The following is a 19,680-nucleotide window of genomic DNA, read 5'->3' as shown; positions in this document are numbered from 1 at the left end:
TGTTCATGAATCCTGAATCCGTGATGAATTAATTTCCTAAACAAGGAGAAGTTGCGTCCAAATGAAGAGTTGTTGCGCCTAAACAAGAAGAAGTTGCGTCCAAACGAAGAGTTGTTGCGCCTAAACAAGGAGAAGTTGCGTCCAAACGAAGAGTTGTTGCGCCTAAACAAGGAGAAGTTGCGCATATTTTGTATCATGAATCCTAAAAATCTTTCGATTTAACTTGGTGGAGTAATTACTCGAATCCGTAACTTTCGGACGTTTTCACTCCAAAGCACAACGGATGTTTCACTTGTGCCTAGAGGTGAAAGCGAGTAGATGGAAAGCATATCAACACCTGCAAACACGAAATTATAACTGTATAAAATTTCTAAATTGATGCATTATATGTGTGAACAAATGTTGAGGAGGTTTTTATTTTGTCAGATCATAAAGATAAGCAGCAGACAAACGGAGATGTCACGAATAGTGAAAAGCTAACCACGCGTCAAGGTCATCCAATGAGAGATAATCAAAATATTCGTACTGTTGGTAATCGTGGACCAGCTACACTTGAGAATTATGATTTCATAGAAAAAATTTCCCACTTTGATAGGGAAGAAGTACCTGAGCGTGTCGTTCATGCACGCGGAAGCGGGGCATTTGGTTATTTTGAAACGTACGGAAAAGTTGGAGATGAACCAGTAGAAAAGTATACTCGTGCGAAAGTTTTTTCTGGTGCTGGGAAGAAGACACCTTTAATGGTTCGCTTCTCTACTGTGGCAGGAGCGAAGGATTCCCCAGAAACAGAACGAGACCCACGTGGTTTTGCCGTAAAAATGTATACAGAAGATGGTAACTGGGACTTAGTTGGTAATAATTTAAAAATCTTCTTCATCCGTGATGCGATGAAGTTCCCAGATATGATCCATGCATTTAAACCAGATCCTGTGTCGAATATACCGAATCCTGAGCGTATGTTTGATTTCGTTTCTCGAACACCAGAAGCAACACATATGATTACATTCTTATTCTCACCATGGGGTATTCCTGCTACATACCGCCATATGCAAGGTTCAGGTGTAAATACCTATAAGTGGATTAATGACAAAGGTGAAGCTGTTCTAGTGAAATATCATTGGGAGCCGAAGCAAGGCATCCGTAACTTAACACAAGATGAAGCTCACGAAATTCAAGCGAAAAACGTAGGACATGCAACTCAAGATCTATATCAAGCGATTGAAAATGGGGATTACCCAGAGTGGGAGCTCTTTGTACAAATGATGGAAGACGACTATCATCCTGAACTTGATTTTGATCCACTTGATGATACGAAGCTGTGGCCGGAAGATAAATTTCCATGGTTGCCAGTAGGTCGCATGGTACTTGATCGAAACCCAAAAGATTTTCATGCTGAGATTGAACAAGCTGCCTTTGGTACAGGTGTTCTTGTCGATGGCATGGATTTCTCAGACGATAAAATGTTGCAAGGCCGTACGTTCTCTTATTCAGATACGCAACGCTACCGAGTAGGGGCAAACTATTTGAAATTACCTGTCAATGCACCGAAAACGACTGTTCGCACGAACCAGCAACGAGGTCAAATGGATACGCGTGACCCAAAAGAGTCTGGAGAAAACCCACATATTAACTATGAGCCATCTATGCTTGGTGGACTTGTAGAACATAGTAAAGAAAATCATCATCCTCATCGTCCAATGTATAACGATGCAGTTATGAGGGAGCCAATTGATCGCCCGAATAACTACGGGCAAGCGGGCGAAACTTACCGTAGCTTTGAAGATTGGGAGCGCGATGAATTAATCAAGAATCTTTCCGAAGCATTAGCAATCTGTGACAAGCGAATTCAAGATGCGATGGTTGATCATTTCACACAAGCCGATGAAGAATATGGTCGCCGTGTGAAAGAGGGTATGGAAATGCAAATGAAGAAAAATAAAGAGATGGCGGAGAAAGATAACATTCCTGGTCGAGAAGCTGCTTCCACGAAATATGGCGAAGGCTCACAAGGAGCAAATGAAGCAACTAAAGAGGCAGTAGATAAAGGCCATGAAGCAGATCCATATTAATTAAGGAGTATACAAAAGAGGCTGAAAAGGAAGTCAAGATAGTGACGGACTTGCAGCCTTTTCTAATTCTATACATTGTTGATTTTGAAAATATACGAGCCTGTCTCTTTTTCGACAAGCATTTCTTTGTAGCATACCCGTCCACTGGTACTTCTGTAAGTCGCAATCATCTAACTATAAACAAACATAACGCTTTTTATATGACATGGACCATTTTCGGACTATGGATAATTCACGGTCATTTCAATTGTTGTTTACCTCTTATCATAAACATCTTCCTTTCGAATGTTTGCACTCGGTTAGAGATTATAAGTTAAACGTAAAATCAACGTTGTTATAAAAATAAAAAAAACGTTCCCCACTACTGTGAGAAACGGTGATATGACGGTATGTATTCACATTTACACGATTAAAAATAAAATGGAATGGTACCGGTGGTCGGGGGTATCCACATGGCTGACCTATCTGTGAGTATTTCTTTCATAACCACTGTTTCAGTGAATATTACCTAGCAAACTCCCTTATGCATTTAGTCTATTTTCACTCAAATGTAAAAGAAGCCAGACTAGCTCTACCGTTACCTGTATAAGTAAAATACAATGCCTGTATACCATCCGAAATAATTATGTCAGAAGAATATTCTGTCCATACATTTGTGAATTTAACTGGTATTCTAGCCAGTGCTTTACCATTCCACGAGGTTTTAACTTCAAAAACGCCACTACAATATCCTCTTACTTTAATTTTAATCGTCTTAATATCTTTACAATCGAAATACTTGAATCCAGCAGTAGCAGTATCTTGCATATTCGCAATATATCCGATTTCCTCATCCCCGTCTTTTCCATCCTGAGTTATCTTTGGGAATTGGCTATCCATCCACAGATCACCTGTATACTTTTCTTCTTCACGGTAAAACAGATTGCATGCCAGATATGCTGGATACTCTCCCCGACCGATTAGTGCTCCTCCATTCGACCCACATGAAGTCATCTCTACTTGTGGAATCGTACCATCGTTTAGAATTTCAATTTGCTCCATACAACCTTGACGGCAAAAATTAGATCCATTGGTATGTCTATGATAAAAAATAAACCATTTACTATTTATTTCGATGATACTGCCATGATTATTACCACCGTAAAACATAGGTTTATCTGCAGGTTTATAAGAATCAATATGAAGATCATTATTGCTCACAATAACACCTTTATATTCAAAGCCTTTCGTTGGATTTTTGCTGGTGGCATAACACAGTTCATGCATTACTATGGAGGAATAAATAAAATAATAGGTATCCCCTACCTTCCTCATGGAAGGTGCCTCAAAGAACTCATGACCTTTAAAACTGCTCCCCTCACTATAAGGCTCACTAGGTGCAATAAATACCGGATCTTCTAAAATAGTAAGCATATCCGGTCCAAGAACTGTTGCCATAGCCCCTTTTCTTGACCTGTCACCAACTGCACAAAAGCCAGTATATAGATATGTTTTTTTCCCTTCAGTCAATACACCAGGATCAAACTGTGGTTCATCACCCTCTTTTTCTCCTAGACGAGTACCATCAGCATATTTAACATAACCATAAAATTCATACTTTCCTGCTGGTGTATCACAAACGGCCACTGAAACAATTGATACTTTATCTAGAACATAGTATAAATAATACCTTCCATCTGGTCCAAGTGTGACATCAGGAGCATACAAGCACATATTTCCAGCATGGTTCACTGGATCATCTGTTTTCCTATATATTACACCTTCACACTGCCAATCAGCCAAATCGTCTACAGGTGCAGACCAACATACATAATCATTTAAGCAATATGCATGACCATTAAAACGATCATGTGAGCCAAAAACATAGACTCTGTTATTAAAAACATACGGTTCACCATCTGGTATATATTCCCACGAAGGAAGATAAGGATTCATTCCTTGTTTTTTCATTATAAACCTCTCCATTATTATTAATGTAAACATTACATCACAACCAACATCTAAAGTTTAGTTGGTACAAGGCATTAGCCACTTAATCTCCTTTTTAATTTTAGATAGTAAATCAAAATGAAAAGACTGAGTCAATGTGATGGTTGATATAGAAAACATAAACAAATAAAACGCAGAAATCGACACACTACTTACATTTCCCATGTTTGTTTGGAGGATGAGAGCGTATTACCTCTCAAAGTTATTCTCCTCCAATCTGACGTCCTTACTTTTACCATTTAGCAGCGCCTGGCATAGGACAGCGTTTATTTTTTTGCTTTGCTTTATAACCAATGAGCACCCCTGAATGCCTACAAGTCGTTCCGTATTGTAACGAGGAACAATCGAGACAAATCTGAACACGCTTTTGGTACAAATCTTCATTGACATACTTACCTTGATCTTCAATTCTAGAATCTGAATAGTAGATTAGCGGCTCATCAGTAACGCTGACATCTCTTTGACATCCCTTACAGTCATCTCTAAATTTTTCCTTCATCTTGCCTCTTATTTTAATGCTAATACAGCAACAGACATTGGAGGTAACTTGACGATTAATCCTTCACCATCCACAGAGAATCCACTAAATTCAACAGGTTTCACATTTTCAAATTGTTCAAATGAATTATGAGCATCCATCTTATCAGCCGTTAATATTCTACCGCTAATATTTGCATTTGATATTGCTAGACCACGGATATCGATGTTCACTTCTGCGTCGTTTTTATGGTCAACATTACAAATGCTTACATGCACTGTACCTTCTTCATTTTTAGAAGCGGTAAGACTGACTTGTGGCAACGTTTCCCCGTTAAGCTCGTAATCGTTTGCTTTCGTATCAACCGCTACCTTTTGTGCATCATGGTGTACCTTATACATTTCAAATACATGATAAGTAGGAGTTAAAATCATTTTTTCTCCCTCAGTTAAGATCATCGACTGGAGAACATTTACCGTTTGCGCAATGTTCGTCATTTGAACACGGTCACAATGATCATGGAAAATATGAAAATGAAGAGCGGCAACAAGTGCATCTCGAATTGTATTTTGTTGATACAAAAATCCAGGATTCGTACCATGCTCTACATCAAACCATGTCCCCCACTCATCAATAATCATTCCAACGCGTTTTTCAGGGTCATATTTATCCATGATCGTTGCATGTTTACGAATTAAAGTATCTATATGTAACGCTTTTTTCATCGTTACAAACCACTCACCTTCAGGGAATCCTGTTGCTGCCCCTTTCTCTGTCCAGTCACCAGGTATCGTATAATAATGAAGGCTTAATCCATCCATATAACGTGCAGACTCTCGCATTAACACTTCTGTCCAATGATAATCATCAACACTTGCACCGCCTGCAATCTTGTAAATCTTGTTTCCATCATAGTTACGAACATAAGTCTGATAGTGGCGATAGAGATCTGAGTAGTATTCGGGGCGCATATTCCCTCCGCATCCCCAATTCTCATTTCCGACACCAAAATACGTTAATTTCCATGGTTCTTCTTGACCATTCTCTCTTCGCCAATCTGCCATTGGTGACTCACCTTTGAATGTCATATACTCTATCCATTCCGACATCTCTTGGACAGTACCGCTTCCAACGTTCCCACAAATATACGGCTCACATTCAAGCATTTCACAAAGCATCATGAATTCATGCGTTCCAAAATGATTGTTCTCTACTACACCACCCCAGTGCGTATTGACCATTCTCTTTCGTTTTTCCCTTGGACCAATACCATCTTTCCAATGATATTCATCAGCAAAGCATCCACCTGGCCAACGGAGAGTAGGGATGTTAATGTTTTTTAATGCTTCTACCACATCATTGCGAATTCCGTTTGTATTAGGAATCGGTGAATCTTCTCCTACCCATATTCCTTCATAAATACATCTGCCTAAATGCTCGGCAAAATGCCCGTAGATATTTTTATTAATTTTTCCTTGTTCAACATCAACATTTAAAATGGCATGTTGTTTCATGTTTCATTCACCTCATATTTTATGGCTTTTCTTTTTTAAAAAACCGTGCACATACACGCAGGTAAAAATATCATTTAACTACTCATTTAATAATTGTACCAACAGACAACGCACCCTTAAAAAAAGGAAGATATATAAACTTCCTTTAACGTTTATGTACACAAATAAAAGCAATTACACATTGACATTTTATTGTAAAAGTTAATAAGAACATTCCAAATTCCATCATTCATACTCTATCAAAATGACTATACAAAATTCTCTTAACAGTACGTTCATTGTTCTACGGCCAGTTTCATCACCACTCCTCGTTTAACATCGGTAAAACGAGGAGTGATTATATCCACATCGAGTCAACCTGGCATCTTCACTTATATACTAATTTTGCATATTAGACTCGACCGCCTGCTGTGCATTTTTTAAGGCTTCTTCTGGAGTTTGAGTTTGTTGTCTTAGTGCATCATTAAAAATATTTGTACCAAACTCATTAGCTACAGCAGGTGTGTATTGTGTAATATTTACTGAATTAATCTCATCTCGAACATCTAATAATACATCAAAAATATTACTACCAAAGAATTGATAGAAGTCATTGTCCTCTTTGAATATGTCGTTATCCCATACGTCCCAGCGTGGAGGATCAAACCCAAGGACAGTCCATAGCTTTTCGTTTGACTCTTCAGAAAGCTTTGCATATGCTAAGAAATCTTTAGCAAGATCTTCATGTTCTGTTTGGTTTGTAACAACAGTACCTGTTCCGCCCATTCCAGCTGAACGAAATCCACCTTCTTCCCATGCAGGGAGTGGCTGAATCACCATTTTGCCCTTTAAGTCAGGCATGTTCTCAAGGAAACGCCCCATATACCAGATTGGCATGGCCATAGAAGCTGCATTTCCTTCATTCATATATGCATAAAATTCTTCCGCATGTGGTTCTCCGCCTGGTGTAAGCTCCGCAATTTCATGAACATAAATTAAATCATGTAAATATTGTAACACTTCAATATTATCTGGATTGTCTAGAGTTAAATTACCATTTTCATCAAACCAATCTGAACCACGTTGGCTGACCATTTGAAACATAGGTAAGTAATCATCCGTATGAACGGTTGTCATTAATTTACCTGTATTTTCTACGACTTGTTTACCAGCTTCAACATAATCGTCCCAAGTTTGAATTGATTCAACATCTACCCCTGCTTCATCCATAATTTCTGTGTTGTAATACATCACAGATGCACCAACATGAGTAGGCATTCCGTAATATTCGCCATCTTTAGCGTAGATATCAAAACGAGCTTCAATAAATTTATCAATAATCGGTTCCACATAATCATTCATTGGTAAAAGTTGTGGTACACCTTGTAGGAAATTAGGGAAACGAGAAATTTCAATATCAGCTAAATCCGGTGCTCCTGATCCTGATTGCAATGCAAGTAATAGATTGTTGTGCATTTGATCATATGGATAAGTTTCGGCAACGAGTGTTAGTGGTCTATCAGGGAATTCTTCATTCCAAGCAATCGCTGCCTCCTCAAATAAATCAACATGTTGACCTGCAAATGTCCAAAGCGTTAGTTCTGTAGCACCTTCAATATCATCTCCAACTACAGATGTTTCCTCTGCATCATCTGAAGAGGATGAATTACCACTACAAGCAACTAACACGAGTACCATAATCCCAATTAACGAAAATAACAAGCTTTTCCTATTCATTACAATCCTCCCCTATTTTTTAAACACTATAAACCAGACAACCTTAGGAAAAATATTAAGTATACCACCTCCTCAAGTTCTCGATACTTTAGATAATGTTTGATTTCCGTTTTCCATTGCTAATTTAAGAGGTTCGCTCATCTAATTGTCCAAAAGTTTGCATAGAGAGCCACATACAACCTATTGCAGCTAGGCTAATTGAAAAAAACGGGATTAATCCAGGAAAATCTAGTGAAAAATAAATGATTGTACAGACAACTAAACCGCTTGCAAAAGTATAGTGAATTTTCGTCAATCCAATAATGATGGCACTGCGAATATATGAAAACCATGTTGTTTGATAATGTGCCAATAGCGGGAAAACCCAAATAACAACAATGAGGTAGAAAAATAAAATAAAGTAGAAAGCAAACGGCACAACAAATATTAGCTCCTCACTTGAATTGGCTATTGCTAGATAATTCAGATAAAGAATTCCCCCGATGACGGTTAAAAACCACCCCATCAAATTAGATCGTATGAACTCTTCTCTGTAAATCTGCTTAAAGGTTTTCCACATTTTTAGATCAGTGTTCCCCATTATTAATTTTCTTGATAACCCTAATGCTGCCAATGTTGCTGGAAATACTCCCCCTATAATTAAACCTAATAGCATGTAGTAAAACCACAAGAAATTTATTACGGCTAGTTGTACGATCCAGCGAAGGATTCGGTCAAGCGATGATACAATTTGAGTTCCGTTCATATGTTGTCCACCTCATTATTTTTACAAAAATCCTTTTCCTAAAAACCTTATAAATCGATTATCCCTTTACTCCACCAACTGTTAAACCGGCTACGAAATACCGTTGGAAGAAAATAAACAAGAGAACAATCGGAACTATTGTCATTACAGAACCAGATAGTAGAATATCGTAGTTGTTACCGTATGGTGTTAATAATGTTGCTAAACCTATTGGCAGTGTAAACATATCACTGGATCGTAATACGACTAACGGCCACAGGAAGTTATTCCAACTACCTAACCCTTGTAAAATTGCCATTGCTGCTAATGAAGGTCCCATAAGCGGAAGCATAATCTTAAAAAATATACCATACTCATTACAACCATCAATTCTTGCAGCATCCATTAGTTCTTTAGGAAGCCCTAATGCATATTGTCTAAAGAAAAAGACGGCAATTGGTGCAACAATCGCAGGTAATATAACGGCTGTATAAGTATTTACTAAACTTAGCTTAATCATTAATTGGAAAAGAGGTAACATTAATATTTCAAATGGAATCATCAAAATGATTAAAACTAGTAAAAAGAAAAAGTTTCTACCTTTGAAATCGTATACTGCCAAAGCGTAACCAACCATAGAAGAAAATAGTAAGGATAAGACAACGATTACAATCGATATCCAAACGCTATTCCCATACCATCTCCAATATATTCCAGCTTCAGTAAAAATAAAGATGAAATTATCCATCGTTAATGTATTAGGATCAAAGATTAAGCTTATCCCATTCCTCATCAAATCCGATGCTGGTTGAAATGAAGCAAGTATTAAATTTAACAGTGGAAATAAGGCAACAAATGCTACAACGACAAACCCAACAGTAAGCAGCCATGTTAATAAAGGATTGTTCGTTTGCTTCATCACTCATCCCCCCTTTTAAAGGCTCCAGATAAATACAGTTGAGTCAAGCTGATTACAAAGATTATAACCATTAATACAACACCAATAGCTGCCCCAAATCCCATATCATTCTGTTGAATACCTTCTTGATATAGGTAACCAACTATCGTTAAACCAATATTCCCTGGTGAACCATCTGTCCAGAATACAAAGCTTTCTTCAAACATTCTAAATCCACCGATAATCGAAATAGTCGCAACGAAAATAGTGACTGGTTTTAAAAATGGCAATGTCACATAAAAGAATTTCTGAACAGTACTCGCACCATCAATGTCTGCAGCTTCATATAACTCATTCGGTACATTTTGCAACGCAGCTAGGAAATACAATATGTTTATACCCATCCAGCGCCAAGATGCAAGAACAACCATTAGGAACATCCCTGACCAAGCATTGTATCTCCAATCAACCGAATCAAATCCAATCCAATTTAGGATTTGGTTTGCTACCGCTGTATCACTTTCGGAAAACATTAAACGGAAAACCATACCAGCAACGATTACTGACGTTAATGCTGGTAAAAATAATGCCGTCCTAAAAAATATTCTGAATTTCACCACATTCGAATTTAATAAAACAGCTAACAACATCGGTATTGAAACTAAAATAACAACAGTTAAAATCATATAAACCGTAGTATTTTGTAATGCTGTATAAAACGTTGGATTAAAAATTCTCGTATAATTCCTTAATCCAATGAACGTAATGTCACCAGGCAATACTCTTTGGAAACTCATAATAATTGCTTGAATTGCTGGGTATAACGACAATACTAAAAACGAAAGAATAAATGGTGAAATCAAGATATACGGCACTACTTTTTGAGAATTTAAGAATTTAAATAAACCGCCATACTTCTTGTTTTGCGCTTGGACGACTTCTTGTTTGGTAGCCCTTTCCTTTTGTAACATAGGAACCCCCTCTATCGTTTTTTGATTTCTACTCAAACATAACGCGTGCCTTACATACCAGTTATGAAATCGTTTACACTTCTTTATGTTCATACACGAAAAAACAAAACATCCAGTTAATCATCTTGCTTTTTGATTCTAGTTCATGATATTGCTAGTTTCTCACCTATTTTTGTTATAGAGCTACACAACTTACGTGCACGTACACGTAAACTTAAATAATAAGTCAAGTAATCTTATTTTGATTAGTCAACTGATTACTTTGGGTGTTTATTCAGCTTATGTATCTTTGATTTCTAATCCATCCCCCCATTTATTTGTGCTCGTAAACGATATAATGAAAAATAAACACGCTAATTATCAACAAACATTCACATAAATTTTATTCAAAATATAAAGGTTTCTACTCCGTGTACGTACACGGAATTAGGAAAAATAATCCCCATTCCATTAATTTTGGGAGAGATTATTGATTTGATTTCCTTAGTACAAATTCATACTAACACCCACGTCAACTACCGTCAACTTAATTTTAGAATTTTCAGATAATGTTTAAATTGACTCTCCTTTAATAATTTCATAATCTAGCAAAGAGGTTGATACAAAATCCCCATGATCAATTTTGTTAACTATGCTCTCTACAGCCCGTCTGCCAATTTCTTCAATTGGGTATTTAACTGTCGTTAAACGTGGCGTAATGTACTTTAACATATCAATATCATCAAAACCCATTACTCCTACCTGCTCTGGTATATTTACACCTTGTTCCTTTAGATACTCCATTACTTCTAACGCATAGAGATCGGTTGAACAGACAATAGCTGTCTTTTCATCTTTGCTAAAAGTTATGTTTTCTAACTTTTTAATATACTCACTATTCTTTACAATGAGCGGTTTAGAGGAAATCCCATTTCTTTTTAGTCCTTCATGAAAACCATTAAGCCTCTCTTCTTGCGTGTAAATGTTTGTTTTTCCTAAATATGCAAGAGGTGGACTAATATAAATATATTTTTGGTATCCTTCACCTACAATATAGTCTATGGCCTCCTTCATAGCTTGGCGATCCCGAATCCCTATATACTCCCATTTTTCAGAAACATAATTTAAAATTGTAATAATCGGAATATTTAGCTTGCTTAAATATGATTCAAATTGCTCACCCTTGTTCACTGTAAACAGGATAATCCCATCAACCTTTCGATCTACTAAATAATCAATACAATTGATTTCATTTTCCGCTTTTTTATCTGACAGCGTAATATAAACAAAATAGCCTAACTCTCTAGCTCTTAACTCAATCGCATTTAGTAATTGAGCAAAGGAGCGGTTATATAAGTCAAACAAGACAACCCCAATCGTCATTGTTTTTCCCATTACAAGACTTCTTGCCATATAATCAGGTTTGTATTTCATTTCTTTTGCTACTTTTAGAATCTTTTTTTTGGTTTTCTCGCTAATTCCTGTTCGGTTATTAAGCGCCCGGTCAACTGTTCCAGTTGACACTCCACAAATATTAGCAATATCTTTAATGGTTACCTTCATTGTCATTCACCTCAAGCAAATTATACCATTAATGCTGCATAAAAAACTTCTATCACTGCTTCATACTCTCTAGTTTTTTCCAATCTGTAACTAAAGCAGTATTTATTTATTTTGCATTAATTCTATTACCAGCTGGGCTGGTAGTTACAAATGAATCAATTCCTTTTGCGTGTTTAATACTTACCAAAATTTACACCTTTAAACTGATAATCTAGAAAAATGGACAAACTACCGATAATTGAAATAATCAAAATGAGCTGGAATACGTTGACCACTTAAATCTTGAACGCACATACCTACAAATGTTCCAGTAAATCGAATATAATCTGCATCATCATCGGAAAGGTGACTAATATCTATCTTCGGCCCGATCTCATTCCATTTCCCTTCTCCATCTACAAAGGAAAAGTGAAGCCATTGTTTTTCAATGACAGCTTTTAATTTAGTCGATGCAGAGAAGAGTGAAAGGTCTTCTTGCAACAATTCATCGTATTTTCCATACTTTGATTCAATAATTCCAATACATTTACCAAATTCCTCATGTGTCGTAACACGTAGATATACATAATCGTCGGTATCATAATATACGATGAGACCAGCCATTTGCTGAAAATTCTCTGGTGAAAATGTAACTTCAGTCTCTACTTCTACATAAAAACTCTCTAGCCTTCTTGCTACTAGACTTTGGTGATGAGTCGATTGCATGGATTCTCCACCTTTTAGTGTTAAGTAACCAGGTTTTTCTACTAGAGATATCCAATCTTCCGAGAACGTACGCCTTAAAGAATTCCAGTATTTTTTTAGAGTTTGATCGTTAAAATCATCTTCGTTACTTTCCATTTCGAAGGGATGAGATGGGAGGTCCGGTGCTTCAACTTCCATTTGTGGATACGGACCTCCCTCTACCCGAATCCAATCATCATCTGTCCAATAACATTTCTGTAGTGCTGTTTCACGTCCCAGAATACATTTTTGATCAACAATGGGTCTAGCACATAAATGGGCCATATACCATTGCCCATTTTGTGTTTCAACTAGACTACCATGACCAGCCTTTTGTAATTGTTCCAAATTTTCTTGATTGGATGACAACACTGGATTCGTTGGATCTACTTCATATGGACCAAACAATGATTTTGATCGAGCTACAGTTACTGCATGAGTGTACCATGTTCCACCTTCTGCTGTTAGTAAATAGTAGTAGCCATTTCGCTTATAAAGGTGTGGAGCTTCCGTTACTTTTAATTCCGTTCCTTTAAAAATATTTTGGATTGGACCTACTAATTTTTGATGCTCCACTGAATATTCTTGTAGAGCAATACCAGCAAATGAATTTTTCCCTTTACGAAAATCCCAGATCATATTCACTAACCATTTAGTTCCATCCTCATCATGAAAGAGGGAAGGATCGAAACCGCTACTATTCAAGTAAATGGGCTCTGACCATGGACCTTCGATATTTTCTGCAGTAACTAAATAGTTGTGTGTATCTTTGAATGCTCCCATTCTACTTTTTACATCTGTATAAATTAAGTAGAAAATTCCATCAGAATAACTTAATGCCGGAGCCCAAACACCACCAGAGTTAATATTGCCTATCATATTTAATTGTGAAGTTCGTGTAAGCGGGTATGTCAATAGTCTCCAGTTTACTAAATCCTTAGAATGATGAATTTGCACACCCGGAAACCATTCAAATGTAGAGACAGCCATGTAATAATCGTCTTCCACCCGTATAATACATGGATCTGGATGATACCCCGGTAACACAGGATTCTTTATTGTCTTCATAAACCTCACCTTTCTTTTCCATAATAATTCCGCGTACTAGTACTCCCCGTCGCTATTAGCACAGGCACCCTTTTATTCACATAATTTACCGCAAATTTAGCTATCTCTTTTCTTTCACCTGATGACATCTGCGAAAACTCTCCACCAGTTCCAAGAAAAAAAGCCCATTTATTCCTTCTTTCATAATCAAATAATCAATTAAACTGCTCATTTGATTTTTATCTAGCAACCCTTTTTCTTTAAACCAATAAGATTGAGAGCGGTGGAACGACCTCTTTAAGCGCTTTCATATTTTCCAATATTCTACTTCTCCTTTATATGAACCATTTACTTTGATAAGTTTTATCCTTTATTTGTTTTATATTATAAAATTACATGCTATAATTCAAAATATTTTGTTTATTATAGCATATAATCACAAAAAGAAAACACTTACACTGGAAAATAAAAGAGCGGGATTTTAAATTCTTTTTAAAAACGTTCCAGTTCATGTAAAATTATTTACGAATTTGCTAGAACTCCTGTTTAAAAATATGATGAATATGAGGGGTCTATATGCCAATTATCTAATCTGTTGTACTCGCTCTAGAAATTATAGATTTATTTGATGAACATACGACTGATGCTCTAAATAACTGATATTAGTGAAAGAATGGAACTGGATAAAAGTACAGTTCACTCATTATTAAAACGCTTCAAGAACCCCTTTACATCGAACAAAATCAAGAAAACGGAAAATACATAACTAACCTCACAGTGTATTCTTTATAGTAAATGTCTCGCTCCTCTATTTCTTCCTAATACTATTACTAGGAAGAAATAGAGATAAATTGATCTGAGAAGTATACCTCTCTCTTTGACCACTTCTATTATCAAAGACAATTATCGATCTCATAAAGAGCTCCTCAACATTCAGTTTAGAGTCACCTAAGTTTGCCTGTAAAACACAAAAAAGATGACTTCACTTATTAGGGTGAAAATCATCTGTTAGTACTGATATATTAACTTTTTTATCGTTTAGATGGTACCGGTGGATTGTGCCGTTTGTCACCGACACAATCCGTTTTTTAAAAAAAGACTCGTACCCACCATACTCATCATCATAAAATACAGGATTTTTAATTTTTTCATTTTGAAAAAGGATTAGTTCAACATTGTCTTTTGAAAAGTTAAATGTTATCTTTACTTCTGTTTTCTTGGAATTCAAATCAGCCACTTCGACTCGCTTGGTGTAATTTTTCAGCAACCTGTTTTGACTTTCTTCATCAAAATGCTTTACCCATTGAATATTAAAGTTTTCCTTTAAATTATCTAACGATGTAAGTAATTCACATGGGTCCATTTTTTCAAGTTCTTCTATTATATCAAGTGTTATTTCACTATCTTCCTCTTTAAATTCGTACAATTTTTTCTTTTGAATTTCCAATGTTTCTATCTCCTCTTTCACTTCCTTCAATTTCTCTTTCATGTCCTTGATAACATCTTCATCTTCCCCTTCTGTTCGGGCATCAACAATCATTGAAGCATATTGTTTTTTTAGTTCAGTTTTCACTCTTATTTCGCTCTCAAGTTTCAATATCTTACTATACTCAATTTTTAAATCTTCTATATATTCTCTATGTGCTTTTTTCATGTTTTCAAGAAACGACTCATGAGAAATATATCCCTCCAATGAATCGATAACTAATGCATCTATTTTCTCTTGTCTAATGGATCTTTGACTACACGCTCCTGCAAATTGTTTATCTTTTTTTGAACATGTATAATACCTATACTTTTTTCCTTTAGAATTACGGTTGGTTCGCCCTGTCATTTTACTTCCACACTGACCGCAGTAGATCATCCCTCCGAGTACATATGTCTGTACATTCTCTTTCTTAAAGTAATTTTTCCCATCTCCTCTTTGTTCACGTACCTTTTGGGCTTTCTCAAATAAAACCTCAGAAACAATTGCAGGATGTTTGTAATCTTCCTCAGGAATTATCCATTCACTTCTGTCCTTATATCTTGGCTTTCCTTTTCTTTTGTCTCGTTTTCCAAAAATATACTCCCCTTTGTATTTCTCGTTTATCAGAATTTCATGAATCGTTGACTTAGGCCATTCTCTACCCAATACTTTCTCAGAAGACAATACTTCAGAAATTCTTCCTTTCCCGTAACCATCAACATACATTTGGAATATACGTTTAACTACTTTTGCTTCATCTTCCTTTATTGAATATGTTCCTTTATCATTAACATAGTACCCAACTGGTGCAAATCCACCATTATGAAGTCCTCTTCTTGCCCGGTTACGCATGTTATTTCTGACGTTTTCTGCTATTCGTTCTCTTTCAAATTGGGCTATTGCCCCCATAATATTTACCATCAATCTCCCCATACTATTATCTGTTCTAAGGTGTTCTTCAGTAGCAGAAGCAAAATTGACATGGTGTTCATCAAACAATTCCAAATACTTATTTATATCAAGCAGACTCCTCGAGAATCTCGTTAAATTATAAACCACCACAACACCAATATCTTCACCGTTTTCAATTGCTTTAATCATTTTTTTAAACTCGTCTCTTTCATCATCTTTACCACTTTTATCTAAATCCTGATAAACACGTACCAACTCATAACCTTTTAAATCACAATATTTCTGTATTGTATCAAGTTGTGTTTTAGGACTTTCTTTTTCATCCCAATCTTCCTTTTCCAAACCCATTCGAGACACCCTGATATATGCAACTGCCTTATTACTGTTTTCCATAACTTATTATCCCCCTAATCCAAATTCATTTTTTTTTAATCAACAGGCGTCCCTATAATAATAGGTGCCTGTTGATAGTTGATTCACTCTTACAACACTTCCTCAATATCCTAATTCCTCCAACCTAAACGGGATCTCATCGTATAGCCATTCAAACATTAATTGCCTCATATGAGAATTAAACATATCTTCATAAACTTCTCCATATTCTTCTTCCGTCATTACAGAAATTTCATCGCTTGAATATTCGCTTTTAATCAGAGCATCAATGTCTTCATCAGAATTGTTAACACCATTAAGGCGAATAGAAAAAAATTCATCTTTATCAATTTCGTTTACTCTAAGTACACTCCAGTTTCCATCTCGATAAAAACAGATTTTATAACCATATTCCAAGTCATATGTTTTATCAACTAAGCCTTCAAAATCCTTTACAGAAAAATCACTTTTTTTAATAGTCACTTTGATTTCCTCCTTTTGTTCCAATGAATATGTATTAAAGTTATTCATTGGTTTTCCTGCTTTTAGATACTCATTGTGGTATTTAATATCAAGTATTAAGTTTGATATTTTACTTTCAGGTCTTCTTCTAGTCTCACTAAACTTTCAAGCATATTTACACATAATCTACCTGATGGCGTGTCAGTTCTAAAAAGACCTTCTGTAGCAGATGAATACATTAGATCTATTTCTTCTAATCTTGAAAATAATTCACTTACTTCAAAAATGTTCCTTGCAATACTTCCAATATCATAAGAAATAATTAAATCGTAATTATTGCTGTTTTCTAATACTCTTTCTAATCCAACTCTTTTGATACTATTGGTTGCTTTAATAGTCTCATTGTGAATGTCATCCAATTCATATCCTTTTAGATCACAATATTTAACAATTTCCTCAAATTGTTTTTCAAGTGAAAGGTTGACTTGATTTCCATTACAATCAAGAATTCTTACTAAGTAACCTATGGCTTTTTTCTTTTTCATTTTTTACACCCTTTTCTAATTTTTTGACTTTAATCACAACAACAAAAATTTTCGTATTTACTCCATTTCTCCTTTAAACTATCTGCAGCAATATCTAAAAAATGGCTTTTTGTACCACACTCCCAACAAAGAAAATATGCTTCATCCCTTAATGAGAAAATTGATTCAATCCGATGAACGATTAACAAAGTATTTAGCACTTGTTTTACATTTAAATATGATTTCGACCGCCAGTAAATTGTGTAGTAGTCTTCACCCGGCATAAACAAAACAGCAAGGTAATCATTTGATTCTTTATTTTTAAAAATTTTAATATCTGGGTTTCTAAAAGGTGTGAAGGTAAGAAGTTCCTCATATTCCAATAAGGTCCAATTTTCAGAAACACGAACTGTATCACAAACCTTTTTCTGAGTAATACCATGGTTTCGATAAACTTTATTAATATAATTTCTTAATCGTTTATCTTTAATCTCAATATCCATACGAGCATTCCTCTTCAACCATCATTCTTGCTTCTCTAATCAACTTGTCATTTAGGATCAGTAAAAGTAACGCTTCTAACTCAGATAATTTACTAATTTTAGATTTAAGTAACTTAGTATTTATCCTATCTTTAATAATCTTTTTTTTATTGGCTTTAACCTCAAAGTCAATACAAAAGATTAGTATCTCTTTTGGTAGAATTGGCAAAACCTCACCTCCTGATAATGTCCAAGGAACTATAACAGTAAATAATGTTTCCTTCTCTTTAGGTGAGAATAATTTGTTGAATTTTTTCCCTGTTTTATTTAGGTATTTTATATACTCCTCTCTATTGCCTGAAAATTTTTCGTCAACCATATCGGTAAACATGCTAGACAGTGCTGTTCCTACTACCTCATCTAGTACTTTGGATAAATAGTAACTTTCATTTCTCATTTGACAACCCCCTCCATTTTTAAATTCATCATATGTTCTTTATACTGCATTTCCTTTTTTCGCCCATCTAGATAGATTTGATCTCTCATCTGTCTTAATTCATCTTTAGAAGCACCAATATATTGAAGATAAGCACCGACGGCTTCCCAAGAACCACATGCTGAACAGATGTCTGTTTTATTATCTTCTCTACTTAATGCTGGTGGAGCAAAATACTCATTCCCACATTTCGGACAATTTCTACCTTTCAGACCCATCAAATCACTCCTTTTAAAATCTTAACTATCCTATTTTGTCACACTTATATTTTATATATATTAAAAGTGTAACAAAAAAGGATGTTTTGTGATGACTTAATGTTAACATGATAAAAAATCATTTGTAAAGACTAAAAGTGACATTTTTTATTTTTTTATTAATAAAGTGTCCTGAAATAGGTCACCATATGGTAGAATACGCTATAAGAAAGATAAATACTATAATGATTATTTTTTGGTAATAAAGGTATTTTAAGGAGGAGAGGTTGCTATATGAGTGATGATAAGATTATGATTGGGGATCGTCTCAGACATTTAATCAATGAGAATAACTTCGATATTAATCGCCAGTCATTAATAGAAGATTTCGGATTTAATAAGTCTAATTTACAAAAGTACTTGAATAACCATCGTAGACCATCAATTGAAGACATAGTAAAACTGGCTAATTTGTTCAATACATCAGTTGATTATCTAGTTCAAAAAACTGATTTTGTAATGGACACATGGGATTTTGATTTCTTTGAGGAGTTGTTTAATTTTTCTTCCAATAAAATTAAGCAACACTTTAAGGATCGCCAAAACCATGAGATAGAAATAGATGATCCAATTGAAGTAGTTTTGTTTGGTTTAATTACTAATACATTAATTACGAAACATGGTAAAACATTAGAGGATTTAACATTAGAGGAAATACAACAACACGAAGAATTATCTAAGCAGATAATTAATATTTTTATGGCTTCAATATATATGGTTATGAACAATAACTCTGACAACAAAGAAATAGATGACCTGATTAATCAACTAACCTATTCAATAGAAGCCCAACAAATAACTCATGAGCCAACCAAAGAAGAACAGATTAAGGTATTAAAATCATATTTAAACCAAAATATTGAAAATGGTCAAAAGGTACTTAAAATGCTTGAGGAACTTGAACAAAAAGATTAAATAAGAAAACTGCATGGAATTACGAACAAAAAGATTAAATAAGAAAACTGCATGGAATTACGTCGTAGAATAGTTATTCTACGACTTTTTTTATCATGATTTTATTTGAAATGCGCGCTAA

Annotated in this window: 19 protein-coding genes; 3 read left to right on the top strand and 16 right to left on the bottom strand. The window is 35.2% G+C overall.

The window, feature by feature from the left end; genetic code table 11:
• Nucleotides 1–51 precede the first annotated feature (51 nt).
• The gene (locus CD001_RS26415) at nucleotides 52–222 is read left to right on the top strand and encodes a hypothetical protein (protein ID WP_179298717.1); all 171 of its coding nucleotides are present in this window, start codon (nucleotides 52–54) and stop codon (nucleotides 220–222) included.
• A 197-nt stretch (nucleotides 223–419) separates the two neighbouring features.
• On the top strand, nucleotides 420–2,069 hold the full coding sequence (locus CD001_RS12265; RefSeq protein WP_142303583.1) for a catalase: 1,650 nt from the start codon (nucleotides 420–422) through the stop codon (nucleotides 2,067–2,069).
• Nucleotides 2,070–2,609: 540 nt separating this feature from the next.
• On the opposite strand, the gene CD001_RS12260 is transcribed toward CD001_RS12265, so the two are convergent.
• The 16 genes from CD001_RS12260 to CD001_RS12185 all read right to left on the bottom strand — a co-directional run bounded on the left by CD001_RS12260 (nucleotide 2,610) and on the right by CD001_RS12185 (nucleotide 18,605).
• Entirely contained in the window at nucleotides 2,610–4,019 is a 1,410-nt protein-coding gene (locus CD001_RS12260) for a family 43 glycosylhydrolase (RefSeq protein WP_096187993.1), read from the bottom strand.
• 271 nt (nucleotides 4,020–4,290) lie between these two features.
• On the bottom strand, nucleotides 4,291–4,557 hold the full coding sequence (locus tag CD001_RS26690; protein WP_096187992.1) for a hypothetical protein: 267 nt from the start codon (nucleotides 4,555–4,557) through the stop codon (nucleotides 4,291–4,293).
• Nucleotides 4,558–4,565: 8 nt separating this feature from the next.
• On the bottom strand, nucleotides 4,566–6,050 hold the full coding sequence (locus CD001_RS12250; RefSeq protein ID WP_096187991.1) for an alpha-N-arabinofuranosidase: 1,485 nt from the start codon (nucleotides 6,048–6,050) through the stop codon (nucleotides 4,566–4,568).
• A 378-nt stretch (nucleotides 6,051–6,428) separates the two neighbouring features.
• Nucleotides 6,429–7,766, bottom strand: coding sequence for an ABC transporter substrate-binding protein (locus CD001_RS12245; RefSeq protein ID WP_096187990.1), 1,338 nt, complete (start codon nucleotides 7,764–7,766; stop codon nucleotides 6,429–6,431).
• 124 nt (nucleotides 7,767–7,890) lie between these two features.
• Nucleotides 7,891–8,511, bottom strand: a complete 621-nt coding sequence (locus CD001_RS12240; RefSeq protein ID WP_096187989.1) for a YesL family protein — start codon at nucleotides 8,509–8,511, stop codon at nucleotides 7,891–7,893.
• 58 nt (nucleotides 8,512–8,569) lie between these two features.
• Nucleotides 8,570–9,409, bottom strand: coding sequence for a carbohydrate ABC transporter permease (locus CD001_RS12235; RefSeq protein WP_096187988.1), 840 nt, complete (start codon nucleotides 9,407–9,409; stop codon nucleotides 8,570–8,572).
• Complete coding sequence (locus CD001_RS12230; RefSeq protein WP_096187987.1) at nucleotides 9,409–10,359, bottom strand: carbohydrate ABC transporter permease; 951 nt, start codon at nucleotides 10,357–10,359, stop codon at nucleotides 9,409–9,411. Before CD001_RS12230 ends, CD001_RS12235 begins: the two co-directional genes overlap by 1 nt.
• 552 nt (nucleotides 10,360–10,911) lie before the next feature.
• Nucleotides 10,912–11,901 carry a LacI family DNA-binding transcriptional regulator gene (locus CD001_RS12225; RefSeq protein WP_179298716.1) on the bottom strand — a complete coding sequence of 330 codons (990 nt, stop codon included), beginning with the start codon at nucleotides 11,899–11,901 and terminating at the stop codon, nucleotides 10,912–10,914.
• Between the two features lie 228 nt (nucleotides 11,902–12,129).
• Nucleotides 12,130–13,692: a glycoside hydrolase family 43 protein gene (locus CD001_RS12220; protein WP_096187985.1), complete on the bottom strand. Its 1,563-nt coding sequence runs from the start codon at nucleotides 13,690–13,692 to the stop codon at nucleotides 12,130–12,132.
• 5 nt (nucleotides 13,693–13,697) lie between these two features.
• Nucleotides 13,698–13,820 carry a dihydrodipicolinate synthase family protein gene (locus CD001_RS27310; RefSeq protein WP_218839251.1) on the bottom strand — a complete coding sequence of 41 codons (123 nt, stop codon included), beginning with the start codon at nucleotides 13,818–13,820 and terminating at the stop codon, nucleotides 13,698–13,700.
• Nucleotides 13,821–14,653: 833 nt separating this feature from the next.
• Complete coding sequence (locus tag CD001_RS12210; RefSeq protein WP_096187984.1) at nucleotides 14,654–16,444, bottom strand: recombinase family protein; 1,791 nt, start codon at nucleotides 16,442–16,444, stop codon at nucleotides 14,654–14,656.
• Nucleotides 16,445–16,546: 102 nt separating this feature from the next.
• Nucleotides 16,547–16,906 carry a hypothetical protein gene (locus CD001_RS12205; protein WP_096187983.1) on the bottom strand — a complete coding sequence of 120 codons (360 nt, stop codon included), beginning with the start codon at nucleotides 16,904–16,906 and terminating at the stop codon, nucleotides 16,547–16,549.
• Between the two features lie 95 nt (nucleotides 16,907–17,001).
• Complete coding sequence (locus CD001_RS12200) at nucleotides 17,002–17,430, bottom strand: recombinase family protein (RefSeq protein WP_096187982.1); 429 nt, start codon at nucleotides 17,428–17,430, stop codon at nucleotides 17,002–17,004.
• Between the two features lie 29 nt (nucleotides 17,431–17,459).
• The gene (locus tag CD001_RS12195) at nucleotides 17,460–17,912 is read right to left on the bottom strand and encodes a hypothetical protein (RefSeq protein WP_096187981.1); all 453 of its coding nucleotides are present in this window, start codon (nucleotides 17,910–17,912) and stop codon (nucleotides 17,460–17,462) included.
• Nucleotides 17,902–18,348, bottom strand: a complete 447-nt coding sequence (locus CD001_RS12190; protein ID WP_096187980.1) for a hypothetical protein — start codon at nucleotides 18,346–18,348, stop codon at nucleotides 17,902–17,904. Before CD001_RS12190 ends, CD001_RS12195 begins: the two co-directional genes overlap by 11 nt.
• Entirely contained in the window at nucleotides 18,345–18,605 is a 261-nt protein-coding gene (locus tag CD001_RS12185) for a hypothetical protein (protein ID WP_096187979.1), read from the bottom strand. Before CD001_RS12185 ends, CD001_RS12190 begins: the two co-directional genes overlap by 4 nt.
• A gap of 273 nt (nucleotides 18,606–18,878) precedes the next feature.
• Here CD001_RS12185 and CD001_RS12180 point away from each other — a divergent pair, with 273 nt between their 5' ends.
• Nucleotides 18,879–19,559, top strand: a complete 681-nt coding sequence (locus CD001_RS12180; RefSeq protein WP_096187978.1) for a helix-turn-helix domain-containing protein — start codon at nucleotides 18,879–18,881, stop codon at nucleotides 19,557–19,559.
• Nucleotides 19,560–19,680 lie beyond the last annotated feature (121 nt).

Source organism: Evansella halocellulosilytica, assembly GCF_002335745.1.
Lineage (GTDB): Bacteria > Bacillota > Bacilli > Bacillales > Salisediminibacteriaceae > Bacillus_CA > Bacillus_CA halocellulosilytica.
The sequence above is the reverse complement of the archived record's forward strand: the minus strand, read 5'-3'. Positions and strand labels throughout refer to the sequence as shown.